Below are 19,490 nucleotides of genomic sequence, written 5' to 3' on the forward strand. Positions count from 1 at the left end.
TGTACATAAATTCTAAGATCCCGGGACGCTGTAATGGAAAGATAACCCTGCATTGCCCAATTATAGCTCTAATAGCTATTAAATCAGGCGTTATAGTGAAAGACCGGCCAGGTTTAATAATCCTCTTTAACGCCCGTTTCAACGATAGGCGCCCGTTTTTTCTATGGAAAGGCGCCCATTCTTTCTATGTCAAGCCGGGTTGGAGCAAAAGAAAATCCTGAAAAGCATGAAAAACATGGGGAATTTGCTAAACATGGCATACATGGCATACCTGAAAAACCTGAAACGGTAGAAAAAATGGGCGCCTTTGAAAACCCTTGGGGAAAAGGAAATGTTGGTGTACATTTTTAATTGACTTCGTACACCATAAAAATTAAAGTTATATCCGGTTGGTTGGTGGAAGGAACTTTTTAAAGCGGCGCCTGGCCGTTTATATTGCGGTTCCGGTTATCTTGAAGGGGGTTAATGCCGTGGCTTCCGGCGCGAAGAAGATAGAAGACACAAAACCCATAAAGGCCCACAGTTCGGCCATTCAGGTCACACACAAGCTCACGCTGGTGCAACACAAGGCGTGGCTGGTGCTGTTGCGCAACGCCTATCACGAGCTGGCCAACAACAATATCAAAAAGCACAAGATGCGCATGCAGGAGCTGGCGCTTTACCTGGGCTACACCAACAACCGTAACGACAAATACCTCAAAAACGTCCTGGAAGAGCTTGTGGACACGAAAGTGGCCTGGAACGTCTTCGACAAGGACGGTGAAGACGAATGGGGCGTGGCGGCCATGCTGGCCGGTTGCAAGGTGAAAAAAGGGGTGGTGGAGTACGACTACTCCTCGTTCCTGCGAGAGAAGCTTTACAACCCCAAGATGTTCGCCCTGCTCAACCTGAAGATCCTCAACAAGTTCCGCAGTAAATATGCGCTGGCCATATACAACCTTTGTAAAGACTATGTGGGCGCCGGCCAGGCGCCGCTGGTGGGGCTGGACAAGTTCCGCGAGTTTGTGGGGCTGGACACGGGCGAGTACACCGATTTTAAGAGCATGAACCGCCGGGTGATAAAAGAGCCGTTAAAAGAGATCAACGCCCTGTCGGACATCAACGTGAAGGTGGACTACATCAAGGAAAAGCGCAAGGTTGTGGGGCTCAAATTCATGATAAGGGCCAACCCGCAACTTTCGCTTGATATAGACTCGGTCACCGAAAAGGTCATGGGCCAGCCCTCGGAGTTCGATGAGGATATGGACGCGCCGCCAGACAAGGCCAACAGGGCCGGGGCGGTGGTGGACAGGCTTGTATCCTTCGGCGTCACGGAAAAGCAGGCCAGGAAGCTCTCGGAGAGCCACGAATACGGTTACATCATGGAGAACCTGGACGTGGTGGAGAAACAGTGCCGCTCGGGCCGGGTGCAGAACGTGCCCGCATACACCGTGACCGCCATAAGGGAAGACTACCGCCCCCGCAAAACCTTCATCCAGGCGGAAATGGCGGCCAAAGAGGCGGAGAAGAAAAAGGCCCGCACAAAAAAGGCCAGGGAGGAAATTTTAAAACGCCTGCTGGACGAGTTCGACGCCAAAAGCCTCGAAAAAGCGATACACGTCCTGAAACCGAAGGAGAAGGAAAAACTCCAGGGGGATTTCCTTCAACACGTAAGGGGGGAATCTTTCCTTTCCCAATACTACGCCCGCAACGGGTTCGAGAACATGGTGGTTAAAGGGGCCTATTTCGCCTTCGCCAAGGAAAGGCTGGGCATTCCCAGGCCCGGCGCGCAATCGCTTGTGAAAATGCTGGAGTCTGCCGGATACAGGGCCACGGAGTTCAAGGAAGAGCTTTCGCTTTATGAATAAAGGGGTTTTCGGCTTGATTCCGGGCGTCCCTCTTTAAACCTCTCCGCCAGCGGGTCCATATGCCAAAAAAAGTCCTTTTCCTCATCCTGATGTTTCTGATACCAGTGGCGGTCTTGTCCGCCTTTCTGGAGTTTGCCGCGCCGCTCATCATCAAGACCCCCCACCTGGTTTACAAAGAATGGCCCGGCAGGCCCGTTACCTTCCATCCGGGCATGAAACACCGCGCCGTTACGGATTATTACGACAACTGGTTCACCGCCAACCCGCTGGGGTTTAACGACACGGAACACGCCCCCGCCAAACCCGCCGGTGTGGTCAGGATACTTATCCTTGGGGATTCCTTCGTGGAGGCGCTCCAGGTTAAGCCGGAGGAAAACGCCGCCCGGGTCATGGAAAGGCTGGCAGAAGAGCGGGGAATGGCCCTGGAGGCTGTTTCCATGGGGATGTCCGGCTATGGGCAGGGCCAACAGCTTAAGACCTATGAGACCATCGGAAAAACCTTCAACCCCGATATGGTCGTTATCTATTTTTGCGCCAACGACCTTAACGACAACATGGAGCGTCCGGAATACAGCCTGTCGCCCGATGGCAAGCTTATGGCCGTGGAAAAAGAGATTCCCGCTGAAAGCTGGAAAACCGCGCTGGTCCGGGGCCTTCTGAACCGTTTAGAATCGTACTTCATCGTAAAAGAGGTTTTCGGCAGGGGCTACCGCCTGTTTTTCGCCACCGCAGAAGAGGTTCGCGCCGCCCGGACGGCCCAGGCCGGGGTGGCTGGCGGGGGCGGGATCGACGAGGGGGCGCTGGCCCATTACGCGGAGCCGGAAAAGCTGAAATCGTTCGAGACGCTGGTGAAAAGCCTGCATGAGACGGTGACGGTGAGGGACGGCAAACCGCTGGTTGCGGCGTTGGTGTCCGCCGGGGTGGTTTCCCCATCGCTGGAGTTTGAAAAGTTTTTGGACGAAATGGAGAAGGTTTACCATGAGGCCGGAGTTGATACGCTGAATCTCCAGCGGCTTTTTGTGGAGCGGTACCGGCGGGAAAAAACCCCGCCCCATTTCGAGCGGGATGTCCATTGGAACGCCGTGGGGCATCTATGGGCCGCCGGGGCCATTCTGGAGCGGGTGGAAAAACAATTGGGCGCAAAGGGGGTTAAAAATGGTTGAAACCGGGGGAAGGCTGATATTCGTGTATAACGCCGGGTCATCGCTGTTCGACAAGATAACCGATTTCACCCACAAGATCATCTCTCCGGCCACATACAGCTGTAACTTGTGCATGATCACTTTCGATTCGCTGGGCATGAAAAAAGAGTGGGCCGATTTTATTAAAACCCTCTCCCCTCCCCCGGTTTTCCTGCATAAAGACGAGTTCGCGGAAAAATACCCCGCCCTGGCCCAGGGGCCTTTCCCGGCGGTGTTTCTGGAGAAGGAGGGACAGTTGGGCCTTTGGATCACCCCCGCCGAGATCGCCTCCGCCGGTGAGGTGGACGGGCTGAAAAAGCTGGTTTTGGAAAAAACCGGAATGCCCGGGAAATGAAAGAAAAATGTTATGCCCCGGACGCCGGGGGATATAAACTATAAGCCTTTTGATAAATCCGATTCGAGACAGCCAGACATTAAACTATGAGCGGTGAAAAGATACTGGTTACCGGCGCGGCTGGTTTTATAGGGTTCCATCTCTCCCTGCGGCTTATGCGGGAGGGTAAATCCGTAACCGGGCTGGACAACCTTAACGATTATTACGACGTTAACCTTAAAAACGCCCGGCTGGCCATCCTTCAAAAGGAGCCCGGCTTTTCGTTCGTAAAGCTCTCCCTGGAAGACCGGGAGGGCATGGCGAAGCTATTCGCGGAAAACCGGTTCCACACGGTGGTGAACCTGGCGGCGCAAGCCGGGGTGCGCTATTCGCTGGAAAACCCGCTGGCGTATATAGACTCCAACGTGGTGGGTTTCGCCAACATCCTTGAGGGGTGCAGGCATGGCGGGGTAAACCATCTTGTTTACGCCTCCTCCAGCTCCGTTTACGGTGCAAACAAGACCATCCCCTTCTCCGAGCGGCATAATGTGGACCATCCCATGTCCCTGTACGCCGCCACCAAGAAGGCCAACGAGCTTATGGCCCACACCTACAGCTCCCTTTATAACCTGCCCACCACTGGCCTGCGGTTCTTCACGGTTTACGGCCCCTGGGGCCGGCCGGACATGGCGCTGTTCAAGTTCACCAAGGCCATACTGGAAGGCAAGCCCATAGACGTTTACAACCATGGCGACATGCGGCGTGATTTTACATATATTGACGACATTGTGGACGGCGTGGCCCGCGTGATAAGCCTGGCCGCTGAAAAAGACCCCGGCTGGGACGGGGCCGCTCCCGTGCCGGACAGAAGCTACGCCCCGTTCCGGGTTTACAATATCGGCAACAACCATTCCGAGGACCTCCTGCGGATGATCAGCATCCTGGAGGAGCATTTGGGAAAGAAAGCGGAGAAAAACTTCATGCCCATGCAACCGGGGGACGTGAAGGAAACCTCCGCCAATATAGATTCGCTAAAGGCGGATTTCGGGTTTAAACCCGCCACGCTCATCGAGCAGGGAATCCCCCGGTTCGTAGAGTGGTACAGGCAATATTACAAGGCATAAGGCTGTAAGTGACGAAAGGCCATGAAAATACCCTTCATTGATTTAAAATCGCAATACGCACTGATAAAAGACGAGGTGGCGGCGGGGATCGAAAAGGTCCTGGAGAGCGGCCAATACATAATGGGGCCGGAAATCGGCGCCCTGGAAAAGGAGCTTTCGGCTTTCACCGGGGTCAAACACGCCATAACTTGCTCCTCCGGCACCGATGCGCTGGTGATGGCCCTGATGGCCAAGGGAATTGGCGCCGGTGACGCGGTGTTCACAACGCCGTTCACATTTGTCGCCACCGCCGAGGCGGCGGCCCTGCTGGGGGCCACACCGGTGTTTGTGGACATCGAGGAGGAAACTTTCAACATAAGCCCCGAACTGCTTAAAAAAGCCGTGGAGCGCACCAGGATCGAGGGAAGGTTAAGGCCCGCCTGCGTTATCCCTGTGGACCTTTTCGGCCTTCCCGCCGATTACGATGCGATAATGGAAATCGCCGGGGAATCGGGCCTTTTCGTGCTGGAAGACGCCGCGCAGTCGTTCGGGGGTGAATACAAGGGGAAAAAAGCCGGGGCCATGGGGCATTGCGCCGCCACAAGTTTCTTTCCCGCAAAACCGCTGGGCTGTTATGGCGACGGCGGCGCTATTTTCACGGACGATGATGAATTGGCCGACCGGTTGAGATCAATCCGTGTCCACGGCCAGGGCAAAGACAAATACGAAAACGTAAGGGTTGGCCTGAACGGCCGGCTGGACACGTTGCAGGCGGCCATCCTTTCCCCGAAACTGCGCCTGCTTGCAGGTGAGATAGAAAAACGCCAGCAGGTGGCGCAGAAGTACGCCAAAGGGCTTTTGGGATATGCGAAAACCCCGGAAATCCCCGAAGGCTACGTGAGCGCGTGGGCGCAATACACCATAGTCACAGAACGGCGTGAAAAGCTGAAAGAGGCTTTGGGCGCGGCCGGTGTGCCCACGGCGGTGTATTATCCAATCCCTCTTCATCTGCAAAAGGCGTTTGAGGGGCTTGGGCACAAGAAAGGGGATTACCCCGCCTCCGAATGGGCCGCGGACAGGGTGATAAGCCTGCCCATGGGCCCGTATCTTGCCCTTGAGCAACAGGATTACATAATCACAGCAGTGCGGGAGGCGCTGGCCTGATGACCAGTCACGGCGACAGGCTGAAAAGCGCGCTTACGGCCTCCATCGAGGCCAAAAAGAGCCTGTTGGCGGATGAAAGCCGGATAGCGGCTTTCGACAAGGCGGCGGAAGCAGTTGTGGCCGCGTATAAACAGGGCAACCGGCTGTATATCGCCGGTAACGGAGGCTCCGCGGCGGACGCGCAACACCTGGCGGCGGAGTTTGTGTGCCGTCTATCGGCGGACCGCCCTGCCCTGCCCGCCGAAGCGCTCAGCACCGATACGTCCACCCTTACCGCCATCGGCAACGATTACGGGTTCGACCAGATATTTTCAAGGCAGATTGAGGCGAAAGCGAAACCGGGGGATGTTTTCCTGGCGATCTCAACATCCGGCAATTCCCCAAACATACTTCTGGCGCTGAAAAAATGCCGTGAAAAAGGGATAGGGTCCATACTGTTCACCGGCAGGAACGGCGGCGCGGCTAAAGGCCTGGCGGACCATTGCGTCATAGCCTATGGTGACTCATCCAACATCATCCAGGAACAGCATATCGTAATGGCTCACACCCTTTGCTCATGCGTGGAGGACGCCCTTTTCAGGGATGCCTAGGCGGCAAATCAAAGCTCCCCTCCCCGCCGTTCGCTTAATCCATCAATAGCAAGTGGGCCCCCTCCCCGGTGGTGGTATCTCAGCATGGATCTCAACGGCCTGTTGCCCAAACCGTTTCCCGCAATGTCACCCCGGCCAAGCGAAGCGCGAGCCGGGGCCGCGACCTTATATGTATTTGAAAAGAGGCCCTGATCCCGGGTCTCCGCTTGCGCTACGCCCGGGACGACATCGCTGGAACCTCCACTGTACTTTCAAACGGAGAAAACACCCCCTCCCCGCATCCAGATACAGCCAGGCCATGGCATGTCCCATCCCCAGCCGGTTTATCGGCCCGCCCTTATATCGGCGATGCGGGAAAAGCCGTTAAATAGAATAAGCCAGCAAAACAGCATGACGGCGGCACGGCATAATGTACAAAAAGCCAGCAAGATGTATAAACAGCAAAAGGGATATGTGGAGATAATTAATTTGACAGCAAGACGGCAATTGCAATATATTGTTAAGCCATTATGTGGTATTTAGCGATAATGCCATTATGCGGTTCTAATGGAAACATAATGGCATGATGGTAAGAGGGATATAAAGATAAGCTGGCATAACAGCATGCCAGCTATATGGTTTTATATAAACAGGAGGCAAGCAGGATATGGCTGAAATACTGGCCGTGGTGAACCAGAAGGGCGGGGTGGGCAAAACCCTGCTGGCCACCAACATTTCCCTCATGCTCCATCTAAAGGGGCAAAGGACGCTCTTGATAGACGGCGACAGCCAGCCTTCCGCCTCCCGGTGGATGAGCAGGCGGGAGGCGGCGGGGCTTGCGGCCATACCGCTGATAACCCTGTCACCGGAGGAGAGCCTTATAAAGGTCATCGAGAAAAACCAGGGAAAGTACGACTGGATAGTGGTGGACGTGGGGGGCAGGCTCCAGGCCAGGGCCATCCACGCCTGTTCCATAGCCACGCTGGTGGTGGCCCCGGTCATCCCGGCGTCGGAGGATATGGACAGCACCCAGGAGTTCATAGAGCTGGCCCTGCGCCCCATCACCAGGATAAAGAGCGTCAACGCCGTGCTGGCGCCAAACTGCGTCCGGCCGAACACTATTTTGCACCGGGAGGCGCTGGGGCATCTGTCCAACCTGGGGCCCGCGGTGGCCGAATCGCCGCTGGGGATGCGGGCGGTGTATCAGGAATCCGCATCCACCGGGATGGGTGTGGTGGAGCTGGACGAGAGGGGCGCGGGCGGGCAGGAGATCGCCGCGCTGTTCAAAGAGCTTACGGGCATCAAGTGGGGCAAGGCTAAACGGCAAACGGCGCAAAGCGCATAAGCGTCAGGAGGGGAGAGATATGTCCAAAAGAAATTTCAAGTTCGGCGTGGTTGTTCCCTTGTCTGAAGAGGAGCGGGTCAAACGCCTGCGGGCCACCACGGGCTCCACGGCGGAGGATATCGCCAAGGCGGTGGTGGGGGATGCGGACAGGCCGCAAGAGCCGGAGCGGGCCAGGATTAAACCAGGGCCAAAGCCCAAAGGCGCCTTGCCCGGCGTGGAGCTACACTTCAAAAAGGTCACCATTTACATGGATCCGGAGACCCATCATGAGTTGCGCTACAAATCCTACAGGGCGGGGATGGACATATCGGCGCTGATCCGGGCCTGCCTCCAGGAGAAGGGGATAACGGTGCCCGGAGAACGGTTTACGCTGGACTGGGAGAGCCTGAAAAACCCCTAAAAAAGCATTGGGCGCGGGGGAAAGAACGCCCGTCTTAAGGTTTCGCCCGCAGGATAACGCCAAGAGTGCGGTTGTCCGGGCTGAATCCTTGCGCCTTTGGATTGATGACGTAGCCCGCGCTGATCTTTACCAGAGCCTTTGAGGCGCCGGGCGAGGCGGGGATTTCCATCTGCTTTACGCCGGGGGATGTAATCTGGATTTCCCCCGTGGCGCCGTTAATCTCCGCCAACACGGTTTGCGGGTTTTTATCCAGCCCGGGAAGAGGGCAATCGAACCACAGCGTCACCTTGCCGTCCACCACGTCCGTCATTAAAACTCCACGGCGGCCCATCCAGCGGCCAGCCGTTCCATCGGGCTGTTGTTCCCAATCGTAAAACCCGGCGGCGAACTTGGGGCCAATGGGGCGCTCCATTACCATCCACACCTGCCAGCCGAACGCCATGGCCAGCGCGCCCGCCAGAATGGTTTTGGATTTAACGCCGAAGCGGCACTCCCTAAAACTGTCCACCGAAAGGCCAGCCAGGATGCCCAGGGTGATCCAGAAGAAGCTGTCTATGGCCCGGCACAGGGGCACATGGTGCGTCAGCCCGAGAAAAAGCCACATTAGGGCCGTAAACAGCAACGCGGACACGCATATGCGCTCATCCGGGGCGGACAAGAGGCGGAACCTGCGGAATCCCGCCAACAACACCGTTGCGATGAAGGCGAAAAACAATATGAAGCCGAATATCCCCTGGTTGGCCAGCGTCTCGAAATATATGGAGTGGGCGGACTCCCGCGCGGCGAAGCCGATGTCCTCCCAGCTGTACCAGTCGGAGGCGTAGTAATCCATGAAAAGCCCGGTGAACCTTCCAAGGCCCGCGCCCAGCAACGGCGCGGAAACGAACATTAGGACAGCCGTGTGCCACAGGAAGAACCGCGGCTCCATGATCCCCGCGTGGCGCATGAAGTAGAGCGGATCGTTTATATAAAGATAGGAGTACTTGATCAACTTCCAGTTGAACTTTCCTAACAGCTCTTTTTCAAACCGTTCCGAAGCCAGGCCCGAGGCCAGAATTACCCCAACCAGCGCGGCGATTATCAATAGCCCCACTGCGCCGGTGAAAAAGGCGCTCCTGTAACGCACGCCCAAAGCGTTCCGGAGAAGGATGAATATCACAACGATGACCGCCATGAAGAAGGCCATGGCCGCGGTGCGAAGCCCGCCCTGGATCACGCAAAAGGAGATTAATATGACCGTCAGCGCCGACGCGCCCACCGCCACAGGCCTTTGCCTGTTCATCCATACAAGCCCCACGGCGATGGGCAAGGCCAGTAGCAGGTACTGGTTGAAAAAATGAAGGGCGTAGGAAAACCCGGTGATGGAGCGCTCGTACCTGCCCACCAGCGAAAGGCTCAGGTATCGCCACTGGGCCGGATCCCTGGGTATCACATCGTAGGCCATAAGTATGGCGATAACGCAAATGACCCCCGCCAGCGCGGCGTATGCGGTGAACAGCCTGCGCAAATACGGGAACCCGGTTTTAGACGCGTAATGCGCCATAAGGGCGAAAATCCCCAGCGAAGTGGCGAGGTTCGTTAACACCCGCAGGTAGTATATTATCGGCATTGGATGGGCGGCCAGCCAGATAAGGAATTGCTCTTTTATTCCCGTGGCCCACAGCTCGTAATAAAACTCTTTTCCGTCAATGGGGACGCTGGCGGCGGAGGTTAGGAGCAGAAAAGCCGCAAAATACTTTAAAGGGAGCTGGAGCCGCTCCCGTTTTAAAGCCCAATGGACGGCGGCGGAGAGAAGGACGCCCCATATGAATACCTCCAAAAGCCAGAACCACGGCCAGCCGCTTTCGCCCAGGAAAAACGGGGTGGAAAGAAAGATGAAAGCCAGGCCATTTAGAGGATTGGCGGCGGTGGCGACAGCGAAAAAGGCCGCTACAATACCAGCCGTTACGCCTTCGGGCAGTTTGAAAATCAGCGCCCCGCCCGCCACGCAGGCGAAGAAAACGGGAATAAGGTATGGATTCAGCAGAAAGCGCGCCTCTCTCATCTCTTGCCCGGCCGCGTTCATCTGACGCCCACGGGCAACAGGTTATCCGCTCTCAGCCAGCCCAAAAGCGCGTTGGCGAATAGCTCGTTCCCCTTTTCGTTAAAATGGGTGTCCCGGCAATAATAGATGGGTTTCCCGTCCCATTCAGCCTTCATGGGCTCCATGGCGTTAAACAGCTTTATGCCCCGTTTCCCTGCTTCCGCCATAAGCGACTTCTGCGGCTCGCCGAAATCGTATTGCGCCCCCATCTGGCTCCGGATACCGATCACCTCCGGCGTTTCAAACTGCATGGAATCGGGCATTATGGCGATGGCCAGCTTGAAATTGTTTTCCTTCGACAGCTTTTCAAACGCCTCCAGCCATTCAAAAGCTTTCGTGAAACTCCGGGCCATCACCGGGTCGAACTTATCCCTGGGCATATGGATGTGGCCGCCCACATCGGTGATGCAATCGGCCCTCACTTTGTTCATCTCCTGCCGCACGGAATCGCTCTTTTTCCCCACAGCCTGGAAGATGGCGTCATAGTCCCTGTTTACTACAAACCTCGCGAGATGGAAACGGTTAATAAACTCCCGTTTGGTTTTTTCCCAGGAGATCTCTTCCCTGGTAAATTTGGCGGCGTCCTCCACATGTATTAAAACCCCATCTATGGCGGTGTTGGCGGGATGCTGGAGGCTGTCGGTGATGTCGTTGCCAACGAAGAAACCTACGATGACAAGATCCGGCTCGAATTCCAGGCCGTAGCGCTTAAGGTACAGGTATTCCTCATCGGGGCCGTACCCGGCCACGCCCGCGTTGATTACTTCTATTTTATTGGACCCACCAGCCAGGGCGCGCTCCAATATTTTCGGATAGGAGTTTTCGAGACTGGTGAGGGAGAAGGTGAAGGAGTCGCCAATACAAAGGACGCGGAAAACGCCGCCGGGTTTTTTCTTGGTGTACCTATCGTAATCGCGCATGCCGAACCGGTTCGTATCGAATCCCAATGTGGTTTTAACATTGGGGCGAAGCACAAAACCTATCTCCGGCTCCGGGTCGTAAACCGTCTGGATGTTGGGCACAAACTCCCGCTGGGGGAAAAAGTTCCGCATCACGAGTTCAAGGATCCCAAGGGAGACAATCAATGAAAAGGCCGCCAGCGCGGCGTTTGCCGAATGGGTTTTCAAAAGGCCGTAGGCCAGCGCATGGCGGATGTAAAGGATGGCCAGCGTCATAAAACCAAGCGCCGCCGCGGGTAGGGCCAATGGCGATGGGGTGGGGCAGGCCTCAATCCTGTTTATAACCGCCCAGGAGCCCTGGACGCTCCGGAATGTGATAACGCCGCGCCCATCTTTCATTCGCGCCGCCGGGGCGTCCAGCGTAAACGTGGAGGGAACGCCTTTGGAATCCCAGAAGTCCGCCGTTAAACCCGACCCGGGCGCGGGCGTTATCCGCGCCACCTCCATCCCGCCGGTTTCCACCTGTATTTCCGGCGGGGCGGTATTATGGCTGTCCATGAAGCTTATGGTTATCCGGGTATCACCGGTGTACGGAGTTTCTATGGAAAACTCCTTGGATTCCGACCCAGCCCAGCCATCCATGGGGCCGGGCAGTTGATAGGGCACAAGAGGCGACTGGAGCGTGGCCCGGTGCGCCTTTCGCCCCGCCCAGAACTCCCCTTCCTTCATCGAGGTGTCATGGACGTACACCACCTTCCGGGCCGATGAAAGGGCCAGGTCCGCAAGGCCCGCCAGCGCGATAGCCGCAATGAACAGAATTATCGCTTTTTTCATGCCCGCAAAACAGGTTGCACCAGGTGGAATGGAAGCCCGCTAAAGCATTGGCTTCCCGCATACGCAAACACGGAAAGATACCATATCGGGCATGGGATTGGAACGCGCGGGAGGTGTCCCGGGATTCCCGGATAAAAATTGAAAGATCCTGAAAAATGTCATCCTGAGCCCGCCGAAGGGTGACAACAACTCTTCGTGCCATGGTTCGGCTGGTCCACCATGACACGGTTTCCCCTTCCCGCCGCTTTGGCGTGGAGGTTTACGGTTTCCTCCCAGTCATCAGCCGCCATCCTTCCAGTCCCCCTATGATGACGGGGTAAAGGTAAATGTGCCTCATGCGGAACAGCGTGCCCAGGTTTGGCACAAACAGCCCCAGCGGCAGGATGAAAAGCACAACGGAGATTACCAGCCAAACCTTCACATGCGCCCCTGCGCCAGCCCGGGCCAGGTAGATCATGAACCCGATGTACATGGCGTACCAGAACGCCGTCTCCAGCCCTCCTACAAGGCGGATAAGCCTGCCGCCCCCTTGTCCGTCGGAAAGCCATGTGTTGGGGAAGGGCGAGAACAGCCCTATCTGCGCGCCCCGGGGGATATAGCGGGCAATGTCATAAACATCGCGGAACAGTATCGTACTGTCCACGGTGTTGGTATCGGGCGTTATGTAATAGGTAAGGAAACTGTCCCGGTACTGGCTGGCGCGGAATATTTGCTGTTCGATGGCGCGGGGGATCCATCCGGTGTAACGCCATTGGGTCAGGAACCGGTCCATGAAAGGCTCCAGCCCTTCTTTGTGGGCGCGGGCCAGGTTTTCGAGAACCGCGCGCCGTTCGTCCACCGAAGGCCAGGGCGCCGTTTCCAGCCAGCGGGCTATTTTTGATTGGAGCTGTGGGGTATAGGCCGCCTCAGTGACATTAGCGCGTACGACGCTGTAAACCCTGTCCGGCTCCTGGGCGTATGCGGGAATCGCCACCTGGCCGAACAGGGCCATTAACGTTAGCGCGACAGCGGCGGCGGCATGGATTAATGCGGGCCGGGCCCGCCAGGCTATCAACCCCAGGGAAATTATGGCGACAAGGGCTATTATCAGTTTGGCCTCCACCCGGATGCTCCCGCAGATAACCGCTCCCAGCGCCGGGGCCGTGACAAACAGGAACCGCCGTTCATTGGTAAGCAGGGCCACCCATCCTGCGCCCATGAGCAATACGCCAAGGTTGTAGAAAGGGTCTTTTAAAAGCTGGGTGGATAGCAACAGGGTGGAAGGCATCAACCCGAACAACAGCGCCGCCGCCCCGGCGAATCCCGCCCCTCCGGCGGTCAGGCGCATCACCAGAAAATAAACCAGCGCCACCTGCGCCGCCCAGGCTAAGGCGTTCAGCGGCTCGAACATCAACGGGTCCGGCGTGGTGGCGTAATAGATCATCGAGAGCGTTTTAACGTGAAACGGCTCGTCCTTGCGGAGCCACCTGCCGGTATCGCCGCTCTTTAGCATCCCGGCAAGCTCGGCGGCGGTGGCGTGATAGTTATAAGAGTCTTTCCCGAACTCCCACAACCCGGCGCCGTTGTGATGCCCGGCCATGAAGCCGGTGCGCGCCACGGCGGACATGGCCCCGGCGGCCATAAAATGGAACAGTACGAGGGCCGCGAATATTTTAAGTCCCCGCGCAAACCCGGTATTAGGCAAAAGGCGCTCCCCTTGTTTTTGGCGATGTCGGTCGGGTGTAGTTTACCCTAAAACCGGCCCTGGCTATCTTGCGGGCTGACGCAAAAAAGGCCCTATTTTCCTGAAAACCGCCCCGGCGATGATTTTGTTGCCATAAGCCGAAGCGTGGCCTGAATACGGGGTAATGTTAAAACTCGCCGGGTCGAACCGTTCCTCGGCGATGTCCACCACCACAAGCCCGCTTTGGCCGTAAGCCGTTTTCAGCGATCCGGCGAACTCCGCGTAAGACATCTTCCCGTTCCGCTGATACCGTTTCAGGTCGGCTATCTCCGGGATGAAAAGCAGGACCGGCGTGAACCCGTTCTCTTTGCCCAGCGCCACGAACCGATCCACCACTGCCCTCATGGTCTTAACAGGGCGTTCTTCTTTCCAAAGGTCCTCCCACCGTTTAACGTCGAACAGAAGGTACTTCGAGGTCTGGATAAGGCTGACCGAGTATGGGAAGCCGATCGTGGGCCTGCGGCGGTTGTAATCGCGCCAGAAATCGTATTTCTCCACGGCATCCAAGGCGCTGGCGCGGCCTTCGGGGGTTGAGAGGTTTTCAAGGTAATCCCCTTTCCAGCTGAAAACGCCGTTCTCCTCCACCAATACCGGCTTGAACCCGTATGCGGAGCCTTCGGCCCAGTAAAAACGCGGGTTGACGTTCACTATCCGGGCGATATTCTCGCTGAGCGCGCTCAGGATAACGATTTTCGCATGGCGGCCCGCGTTTAAATCAAGCTCCAGTTTCAGCAACGCCTGGTCCGGCCCATAGCCACGGGCTCCAAAATTGGCGACGCCTGTCGCGGAGAGCTCCCCAAGATAATGAGGCCAGGTTTCATCATCGGCCACATCCTGGCAATAGGTGAACGAGTCGCCATAGACGGAGACACCTGTTTTACCGGGGCTCGAAGGCTCATTTCGGCTTGCCAGCGCGAAAGGCTCCGGCAGGTTCGAGTTTACCGGTATTTCGTCCCACCCCATCACCCGATGGAACGTGGGGCCGGGCAGTTTGGCCGCCGGGGCGTTTAAAACCTCTTCGGCGAACAGCCGCTCGTCCACCTTTATGTGGTAATGAAGCCTTTCCTCGCCGTAAAACCGGAAGAAGGCCCAGCTGGCCGATTCCACCGCCAGGGCCATCAATACGCAAAGCGTCACCCAAAACGCGGTCCGCCGTGGCTCTTTCCCGCTCATGGCCGCTCCTCGTCTTGCAGGGCTGGAGTCAAAAGATCCGTTCCCGTGTGGATACTTTTCAGCATCAGGTAGAAAAGTTTTGTTTCGTTATGGGGCTGTATTTTGGCGGGCGGAGCCACGGCGGCGTCCAGCGCAATCAAATTCCTCTCCATCCTCGGGAACGGGCTTTCGAAAGTGATTTTAACGTAGTTGAACTGTAGGTAGCCCAACATGCCGCATAGCAAAACCACGGCCATGGCGGCATAAACTTCGCGCCGCAACACCGTCATCAGAATGTATTTGATGAAAATGAATGCTACCAGCATATAGATTAACGGCCGCAATAAAAATAGCGCGCGCCCGTGGAACTGCGCCCACAAAGTTACCGAGCTGTATGTCTCGCCCATGGTTTTATAACCCGCGTAGGCTATGGGCAACGTGACGGCCCATATAAGAAGCATGACGGCCATTTGCGCCACCCGTTCGTCCCCCGGCAGTATGGCCCTAATCTTGCCCGCAATGCCTCGCCAGTATCCGGAGCCGAGAAGCCACGCCATAATGGTCACCACAGCGAAAGCCGCCGCTGTGGCTATCAGCAAAGCCATCCAGGCCTTTCCGCCGGACAAACGCGTCACAGCGCCGTTGAAAAACAGGAACAGCGTAAGTAACAATCCCAACGCGGTAAAAAGGGGTTTGCGGCGGAACATTTCGGGTTGGGTCGCGGCGTCGGCGATCATGGCGAAAAATGCAAGTATGGCGGCGTAATCCATGTGGATGTGGGGCAGGAAGATCAAGAATCCGTATGACGCCGCGTATCTTCCGCTAAAACGCAGGGCAAGCCATGCCATGGCCAGCATGGCCGCCTGGCCCGAGGGAACAAGGGAGAATGGTATGAACGCGTTCTGCGGATAAACCATGATGTGCCGCAGGCGCAAAATAAAATCCCACGCGTCCGGCGCTTTCATCAGGAACCGGGCGTCGAATATGGGGGTGATCTGGAATGCGGCGGAGGCGGCGTATTCGGGCCTTAGCTCGGTTAGGGCCGAAACGCCCAACAATCCCCAGGCAAGAAGGAACGCGGAGAACACCAGCAAATCCTTTGGCCATGCGGCCACGGCTATGGTAACCGCCATGAGGGCCAAAAACATTCCGGCAAGCCCTGCCAGCATTGAAAACGCCACCGCCTGGGGATATTGGCGGCTCGAATCGAAAATCCCCAACCGCATGGCGGTTTTCGCGATGGGGCGGAACATGCGCTCCCAAAGAATGTAGCTGGAGCCGCGTTCCAACCGGTCGTTAATCCGCGCTTTCACTTCTTCCCCGGCTGTCCCGGTTTTCCTGGCCACGGCGGTTATGAATTCGCCATATTTACCGCCGCTGTCGGGTTTTACGGAATAAAGGTATAGCAGAAGATGGTCGTCGTCGGCCCCTTTTAAATAGCTTTGGCCGTGGGCGAACCCCAGCAGGCCCACGCAAACTGCGATAAGTATCCCCGCGGCCAGCGCAAGTTTTGACAGGGTCGCTGAAACAGGAGATGAAGCGGATTTATTCGATTTGTCTGCCATGGCGGCGTCCTATTTATTTCCCTCTTCCCGCTCCAGGTTTTTCAGGTTGGCGATGGACACGCCGCTGTCGCCCCGTAAGCTGGACAGATACACGAGCCCTCCAATAACCAGACACAGGGCGATGTTCACCGCGTGGAACAGAACCGCCAGCTCCACCCCCTTGTTGGAGCCGAACATGGCGAACACCGCGCCAAACCCCACCTCGCCCACGCCAAGCCCGCTGGGCGCCACCGGGATGGAGTTTATCAGCGCGCATACCGGCAGGGCGAACAGATACTGCCAGAAGGGCAGTTCCGTAATTTTCAGCGCCGCGGCCATCAGCCATATGGAGGCGTATGCCACCAGCTGGGCGATGATGGAGAAAACCAGCGACCGCAACATAAGCCCGGGTTCTCTGCCGAAGTTCTTGGTGGCTCCGTGGATTTTCATAATGGCCGCCGAAAAAGGGAGCAGGCCGATAAGACGCGCCAGCGCTGGCGATTCGCCCACCCGCTTGCTCATAAACAATAACGCCATTACCGAAGACATGGCGAAGGCGATTATGGAAAACAAAACCAGGCCTTTAATGGATGGCGTCCACCATCCGGGCGTATCCGGCGAAATCCAGACGAACGCCGCCGCGCCCGCGCCCGCCAGGGCGGCCATTAAAAACATGGTGTACAGACCTGCTATCCTGTCGAAGAAAACCGTGGTGACCAGGGCGGTTTTCTGGCTCTGGCCCCGGGCCAGGTAATAGGCTTTAACGATGTCGCCCCCCACAACGCCGGGCAGGGCGATGCTGAAGAACATGCCGATGAGGGTAAGCCGTAGCGCCGGGCCGAACCCCACGGAAAATTTCATGGCCGAAAGAAGCGCCCGCCACCGTTCCACACCGATGGCGATGGCTGTTAATGTGAGCGCCAGGCTGGCGGCCACGTGGCCCGGCGTTTCGGTGAGCGCCATGCCAAGGGCCGCAAAATCCAGCCGCCCGGAGCCGTACAGCCACGCGAATATCCCCGCCACAAGCATGAGCTTTACGGCCATAATGGCCCTTTGTTTATCCGCTCCGGCGGCGCCAGCCATATCCTGTCAGAGACTCCTGGTTTTAGTGATGGGCGCGGTGTTTTATCCGCGACGCGATATTGTAACGCACGACAGCGCGGAAAAGGGGGCCAGGTTGCTTTTTAGGGTGGTTAAACTGTGGCCTGGGCCCCCAAGGTGCGGTATCATTTTTTAAAGCGCCGGTGGCGCCATGTTTAATTCCTGGAAAGCCGCATGGAAGACCTTTTTCACATATCGAACCTAAGGCTGTTGGGGGCGCTCACGGGCGCGGTGGCCATTTATTGCGCCATCAGGAAGTTGCGCTCCTATTCCGACAGCCGGGCCAGCGTGTCCGCCTTGGGCGGGTTCGGTATAGTAATCCTGCTTGTTAGCCTTTTCCCCTCCCTTGTAAACATCCCCGCCGGGGTGATCGGCGAACGGGGCCAGCCTTCGGGCAGGATAATCACCTTATTGGTCATATCGGTCTTATTTTTATTCGTGGCGCTCATTGATGAGCGGGGCAAACGGGAAAAACTGGCCGCCCAGTTCGACAGGCTTGTAAGAAAGCTCGCCATGGACCGGTTCATGTCCATGGAGGACCTTGCGCCCATGGAGCGCGCCGTTATCATCGTCATGCCCGCGTATAACGAGGTGGAGAACATCGCCCAGGTCCTGCCGCGAATCCCCGGGATGGTCCTTGGCCTGCCTTTGATAACCCTTGTGGTGGACGATGGAAGCGCGGACGGCACCGGCGATTCGGCCCGGGCCCTGGGGGCGCGGGTCATAAGCAACGTGACAAACCGGGGCGGGGGCGCGTCCATCCGCCTGGGGCTGGACGCCGCGAAGGCCATGGCCAACGATGGCGCCGTGGTGATAATGGACGCGGACGGCCAGCACCAGCCGGAAGAGCTGGAGACCCTTGTCGCCCCGGCGCTTGCGGGGGTGGCGGACATGGTGGTGGGCTCCCGCATACTGGGCGCCCGGGAGAGCGACTCGGCCATCCGCCTGGCCGGGGTGCATTTTTTCAGCGCGCTTTTAAGCCTGCTCACGGGGTTTAAGATCACAGACTGCTCCAGCGGCTACCGCGCCCTGCGGATGGACGCCCTGCGAAAGATGGACTTGCGGCAGGACCAGTTCTGGGCCGCCGAACAGCTATTAGAAGCCGGTAAGAGGGGTTTGAAACACACCGAACGCCCCATCACCATAACGCGCAGGATAAGCGGCGTGAGCAAAAAGGGGACCAACCTGGTTTACGGGTTCAACTTCATGCGCTCCATCGTCAAGACCTGGATACGGTGACGCGGTGAAGCTGGGCCGTATATTGGTTACCGGCGGGGCCGGATTCATCGGCGCAAGCCTGGTTAAACGCCTGGTGGCGGAAGGGGCGCGGGTAACGGTGTTCGACAATTTTTCGACCGGCTCCCGGAAGGCGGTGGATGGTTGCGGCGCTACCGTCATTGAAGGGGATGTGCGGGACCCTCAAGCCGTGGAACGGGCCGTGGCCGGGCATGACGCGGTGGCCCATCTTGCCGGGCACGCCGATGTGGCCGAGTCCATAAAAGACCCAATGCTGGATTTCGGGGTGAATGTGGCCGGAAGCCTGAACACCCTCATGGCGTCGGTTAAGAACGGCGTTAAAAGGTTCATATTCGCTTCCTCCTCGGCGGCGGTGGGGGAGGCGCCCCAGCCGGTGGATGAGAACTCGCCGCTAAAACCCCTGTCGGCTTATGGCGCCTCGAAAATGGCGGTGGAGGGCTATTTGTCCGCCTGTCACGCCTCTTATGGGATTCAAACCGCCGCCCTGCGCTTCTCCAACGTTTATGGGCCGGGCTCGATGATGAAGTCCGACGTGGTGTCGGTGTTCTTCAGGAACGCGCTGGAGGGCAGGCCGCTTGCCATCTATGGCGATGGCGGGCAGACCCGGGATTTTATATACATAGACGACCTGTGCCGGGCCATTATCCTTACGCTGGAGAATGGGCGCCACAACGCCGGAGGTCCGAATATATGGGGTTCAGCCTACCAGCTGGGTTCCGGGACGGAGACTTCGATAAACAGCCTGGGCGATATGGTAAAGCGAGTCGTGGAGCGTCACGCCGGGATAACCGCCCCAATAGAATATTTGCCACCCCGGCCCGGGGAGATAATCAGGAATTACGCCGACATCTCAAACTTCTCGCGGGTTTTCGGATTCAAGCCGGAAACCGCCCTACCGGAAGGGCTGGAGCGCGTCTGGGAGTTCTTCCGCAAGGAACTTGGGAAGTAACGGCG

17 protein-coding genes are annotated in these 19,490 nt (G+C 57.3%); 11 read left to right on the forward strand and 6 right to left on the reverse strand.

Annotation, left to right across the window (positions count from 1 at the left end; genetic code table 11):
• Positions 1-186 precede the first annotated feature (186 nt).
• From HY751_02310 to HY751_02350, 9 genes are all read left to right on the forward strand, one after another.
• Positions 187-351 carry a hypothetical protein gene (locus HY751_02310; protein ID MBI4665224.1) on the forward strand — a complete coding sequence of 55 codons (165 nt, stop codon included), beginning with the start codon at positions 187-189 and terminating at the stop codon, positions 349-351.
• Positions 352-470: 119 nt separating this feature from the next.
• Positions 471-1,847, forward strand: coding sequence for a replication initiation protein (locus HY751_02315; protein MBI4665225.1), 1,377 nt, complete (start codon positions 471-473; stop codon positions 1,845-1,847).
• A 59-nt stretch (positions 1,848-1,906) separates the two neighbouring features.
• Positions 1,907-3,010, forward strand: a complete 1,104-nt coding sequence (locus tag HY751_02320; GenBank protein ID MBI4665226.1) for an SGNH/GDSL hydrolase family protein — start codon at positions 1,907-1,909, stop codon at positions 3,008-3,010.
• Positions 3,003-3,383, forward strand: a complete 381-nt coding sequence (locus HY751_02325) for a hypothetical protein (GenBank protein MBI4665227.1) — start codon at positions 3,003-3,005, stop codon at positions 3,381-3,383. The genes HY751_02320 and HY751_02325 overlap by 8 nt, the downstream gene beginning before the upstream one ends.
• 86 nt (positions 3,384-3,469) lie before the next feature.
• Positions 3,470-4,486, forward strand: a complete 1,017-nt coding sequence (locus HY751_02330; protein ID MBI4665228.1) for an NAD-dependent epimerase — start codon at positions 3,470-3,472, stop codon at positions 4,484-4,486.
• 27 nt (positions 4,487-4,513) lie between these two features.
• Positions 4,514-5,629 carry a DegT/DnrJ/EryC1/StrS family aminotransferase gene (locus HY751_02335; protein MBI4665229.1) on the forward strand — a complete coding sequence of 372 codons (1,116 nt, stop codon included), beginning with the start codon at positions 4,514-4,516 and terminating at the stop codon, positions 5,627-5,629.
• The gene (locus HY751_02340) at positions 5,629-6,219 is read left to right on the forward strand and encodes an SIS domain-containing protein (GenBank protein ID MBI4665230.1); all 591 of its coding nucleotides are present in this window, start codon (positions 5,629-5,631) and stop codon (positions 6,217-6,219) included. The genes HY751_02335 and HY751_02340 overlap by 1 nt, the downstream gene beginning before the upstream one ends.
• A gap of 646 nt (positions 6,220-6,865) precedes the next feature.
• On the forward strand, positions 6,866-7,543 hold the full coding sequence (locus HY751_02345) for an AAA family ATPase (protein ID MBI4665231.1): 678 nt from the start codon (positions 6,866-6,868) through the stop codon (positions 7,541-7,543).
• A 19-nt stretch (positions 7,544-7,562) separates the two neighbouring features.
• On the forward strand, positions 7,563-7,943 hold the full coding sequence (locus HY751_02350; protein ID MBI4665232.1) for a hypothetical protein: 381 nt from the start codon (positions 7,563-7,565) through the stop codon (positions 7,941-7,943).
• Positions 7,944-7,977: 34 nt separating this feature from the next.
• Here the strand turns inward: HY751_02350 and HY751_02355 are convergent, their stop codons facing one another.
• From HY751_02355 to HY751_02380, 6 genes are all read right to left on the reverse strand, one after another.
• The gene (locus HY751_02355) at positions 7,978-9,987 is read right to left on the reverse strand and encodes an O-antigen ligase family protein (protein ID MBI4665233.1); all 2,010 of its coding nucleotides are present in this window, start codon (positions 9,985-9,987) and stop codon (positions 7,978-7,980) included.
• Positions 9,988-10,004: 17 nt separating this feature from the next.
• Positions 10,005-11,759, reverse strand: a complete 1,755-nt coding sequence (locus HY751_02360) for an SGNH/GDSL hydrolase family protein (protein ID MBI4665234.1) — start codon at positions 11,757-11,759, stop codon at positions 10,005-10,007.
• A 259-nt stretch (positions 11,760-12,018) separates the two neighbouring features.
• Positions 12,019-13,443 carry a hypothetical protein gene (locus tag HY751_02365; protein ID MBI4665235.1) on the reverse strand — a complete coding sequence of 475 codons (1,425 nt, stop codon included), beginning with the start codon at positions 13,441-13,443 and terminating at the stop codon, positions 12,019-12,021.
• A gap of 63 nt (positions 13,444-13,506) precedes the next feature.
• Positions 13,507-14,655, reverse strand: a complete 1,149-nt coding sequence (locus HY751_02370; GenBank protein MBI4665236.1) for a hypothetical protein — start codon at positions 14,653-14,655, stop codon at positions 13,507-13,509.
• On the reverse strand, positions 14,652-16,199 hold the full coding sequence (locus HY751_02375; GenBank protein ID MBI4665237.1) for a hypothetical protein: 1,548 nt from the start codon (positions 16,197-16,199) through the stop codon (positions 14,652-14,654). The genes HY751_02370 and HY751_02375 overlap by 4 nt, the downstream gene beginning before the upstream one ends.
• A 9-nt stretch (positions 16,200-16,208) precedes the next feature.
• Positions 16,209-17,261 carry a flippase-like domain-containing protein gene (locus HY751_02380; GenBank protein ID MBI4665238.1) on the reverse strand — a complete coding sequence of 351 codons (1,053 nt, stop codon included), beginning with the start codon at positions 17,259-17,261 and terminating at the stop codon, positions 16,209-16,211.
• Positions 17,262-17,453: 192 nt separating this feature from the next.
• On the opposite strand from HY751_02380, the gene HY751_02385 reads away from it, so the two are divergent.
• A complete protein-coding gene (locus HY751_02385) occupies positions 17,454-18,518 on the forward strand; it encodes a glycosyltransferase family 2 protein (protein MBI4665239.1) in 1,065 nt (354 codons plus the stop codon).
• A 4-nt stretch (positions 18,519-18,522) separates the two neighbouring features.
• Entirely contained in the window at positions 18,523-19,485 is a 963-nt protein-coding gene (locus HY751_02390; protein ID MBI4665240.1) for an SDR family NAD(P)-dependent oxidoreductase, read from the forward strand.
• Positions 19,486-19,490: the final 5 nt, after the last annotated feature.

This window comes from Nitrospinota bacterium (assembly GCA_016208975.1).
Classification (GTDB): domain Bacteria; phylum Nitrospinota_A; class UBA7883; order UBA7883; family JACRLM01; genus JACQXA01.

Coding starts and splice junctions, on each gene's coding strand:
- HY751_02310 (MBI4665224.1), top strand. CDS start 187: ATGTCAAGCCGGGTTGGAGCAAAAGAAAATCCTGAAAAGCATGAAAAA.
- HY751_02320 (MBI4665226.1), top strand. CDS start 1,907: ATGCCAAAAAAAGTCCTTTTCCTCATCCTGATGTTTCTGATACCAGTG.
- HY751_02325 (MBI4665227.1), top strand. CDS start 3,003: ATGGTTGAAACCGGGGGAAGGCTGATATTCGTGTATAACGCCGGGTCA.
- HY751_02330 (MBI4665228.1), top strand. CDS start 3,470: ATGAGCGGTGAAAAGATACTGGTTACCGGCGCGGCTGGTTTTATAGGG.
- HY751_02340 (MBI4665230.1), top strand. CDS start 5,629: ATGACCAGTCACGGCGACAGGCTGAAAAGCGCGCTTACGGCCTCCATC.
- HY751_02345 (MBI4665231.1), top strand. CDS start 6,866: ATGGCTGAAATACTGGCCGTGGTGAACCAGAAGGGCGGGGTGGGCAAA.
- HY751_02350 (MBI4665232.1), top strand. CDS start 7,563: ATGTCCAAAAGAAATTTCAAGTTCGGCGTGGTTGTTCCCTTGTCTGAA.
- HY751_02355 (MBI4665233.1), bottom strand. CDS start 9,987: ATGAGAGAGGCGCGCTTTCTGCTGAATCCATACCTTATTCCCGTTTTC.
- HY751_02360 (MBI4665234.1), bottom strand. CDS start 11,759: ATGAAAAAAGCGATAATTCTGTTCATTGCGGCTATCGCGCTGGCGGGC.
- HY751_02370 (MBI4665236.1), bottom strand. CDS start 14,655: ATGAGCGGGAAAGAGCCACGGCGGACCGCGTTTTGGGTGACGCTTTGC.
- HY751_02375 (MBI4665237.1), bottom strand. CDS start 16,199: ATGGCAGACAAATCGAATAAATCCGCTTCATCTCCTGTTTCAGCGACC.
- HY751_02380 (MBI4665238.1), bottom strand. CDS start 17,261: ATGGCTGGCGCCGCCGGAGCGGATAAACAAAGGGCCATTATGGCCGTA.
- HY751_02385 (MBI4665239.1), top strand. CDS start 17,454: ATGGAAGACCTTTTTCACATATCGAACCTAAGGCTGTTGGGGGCGCTC.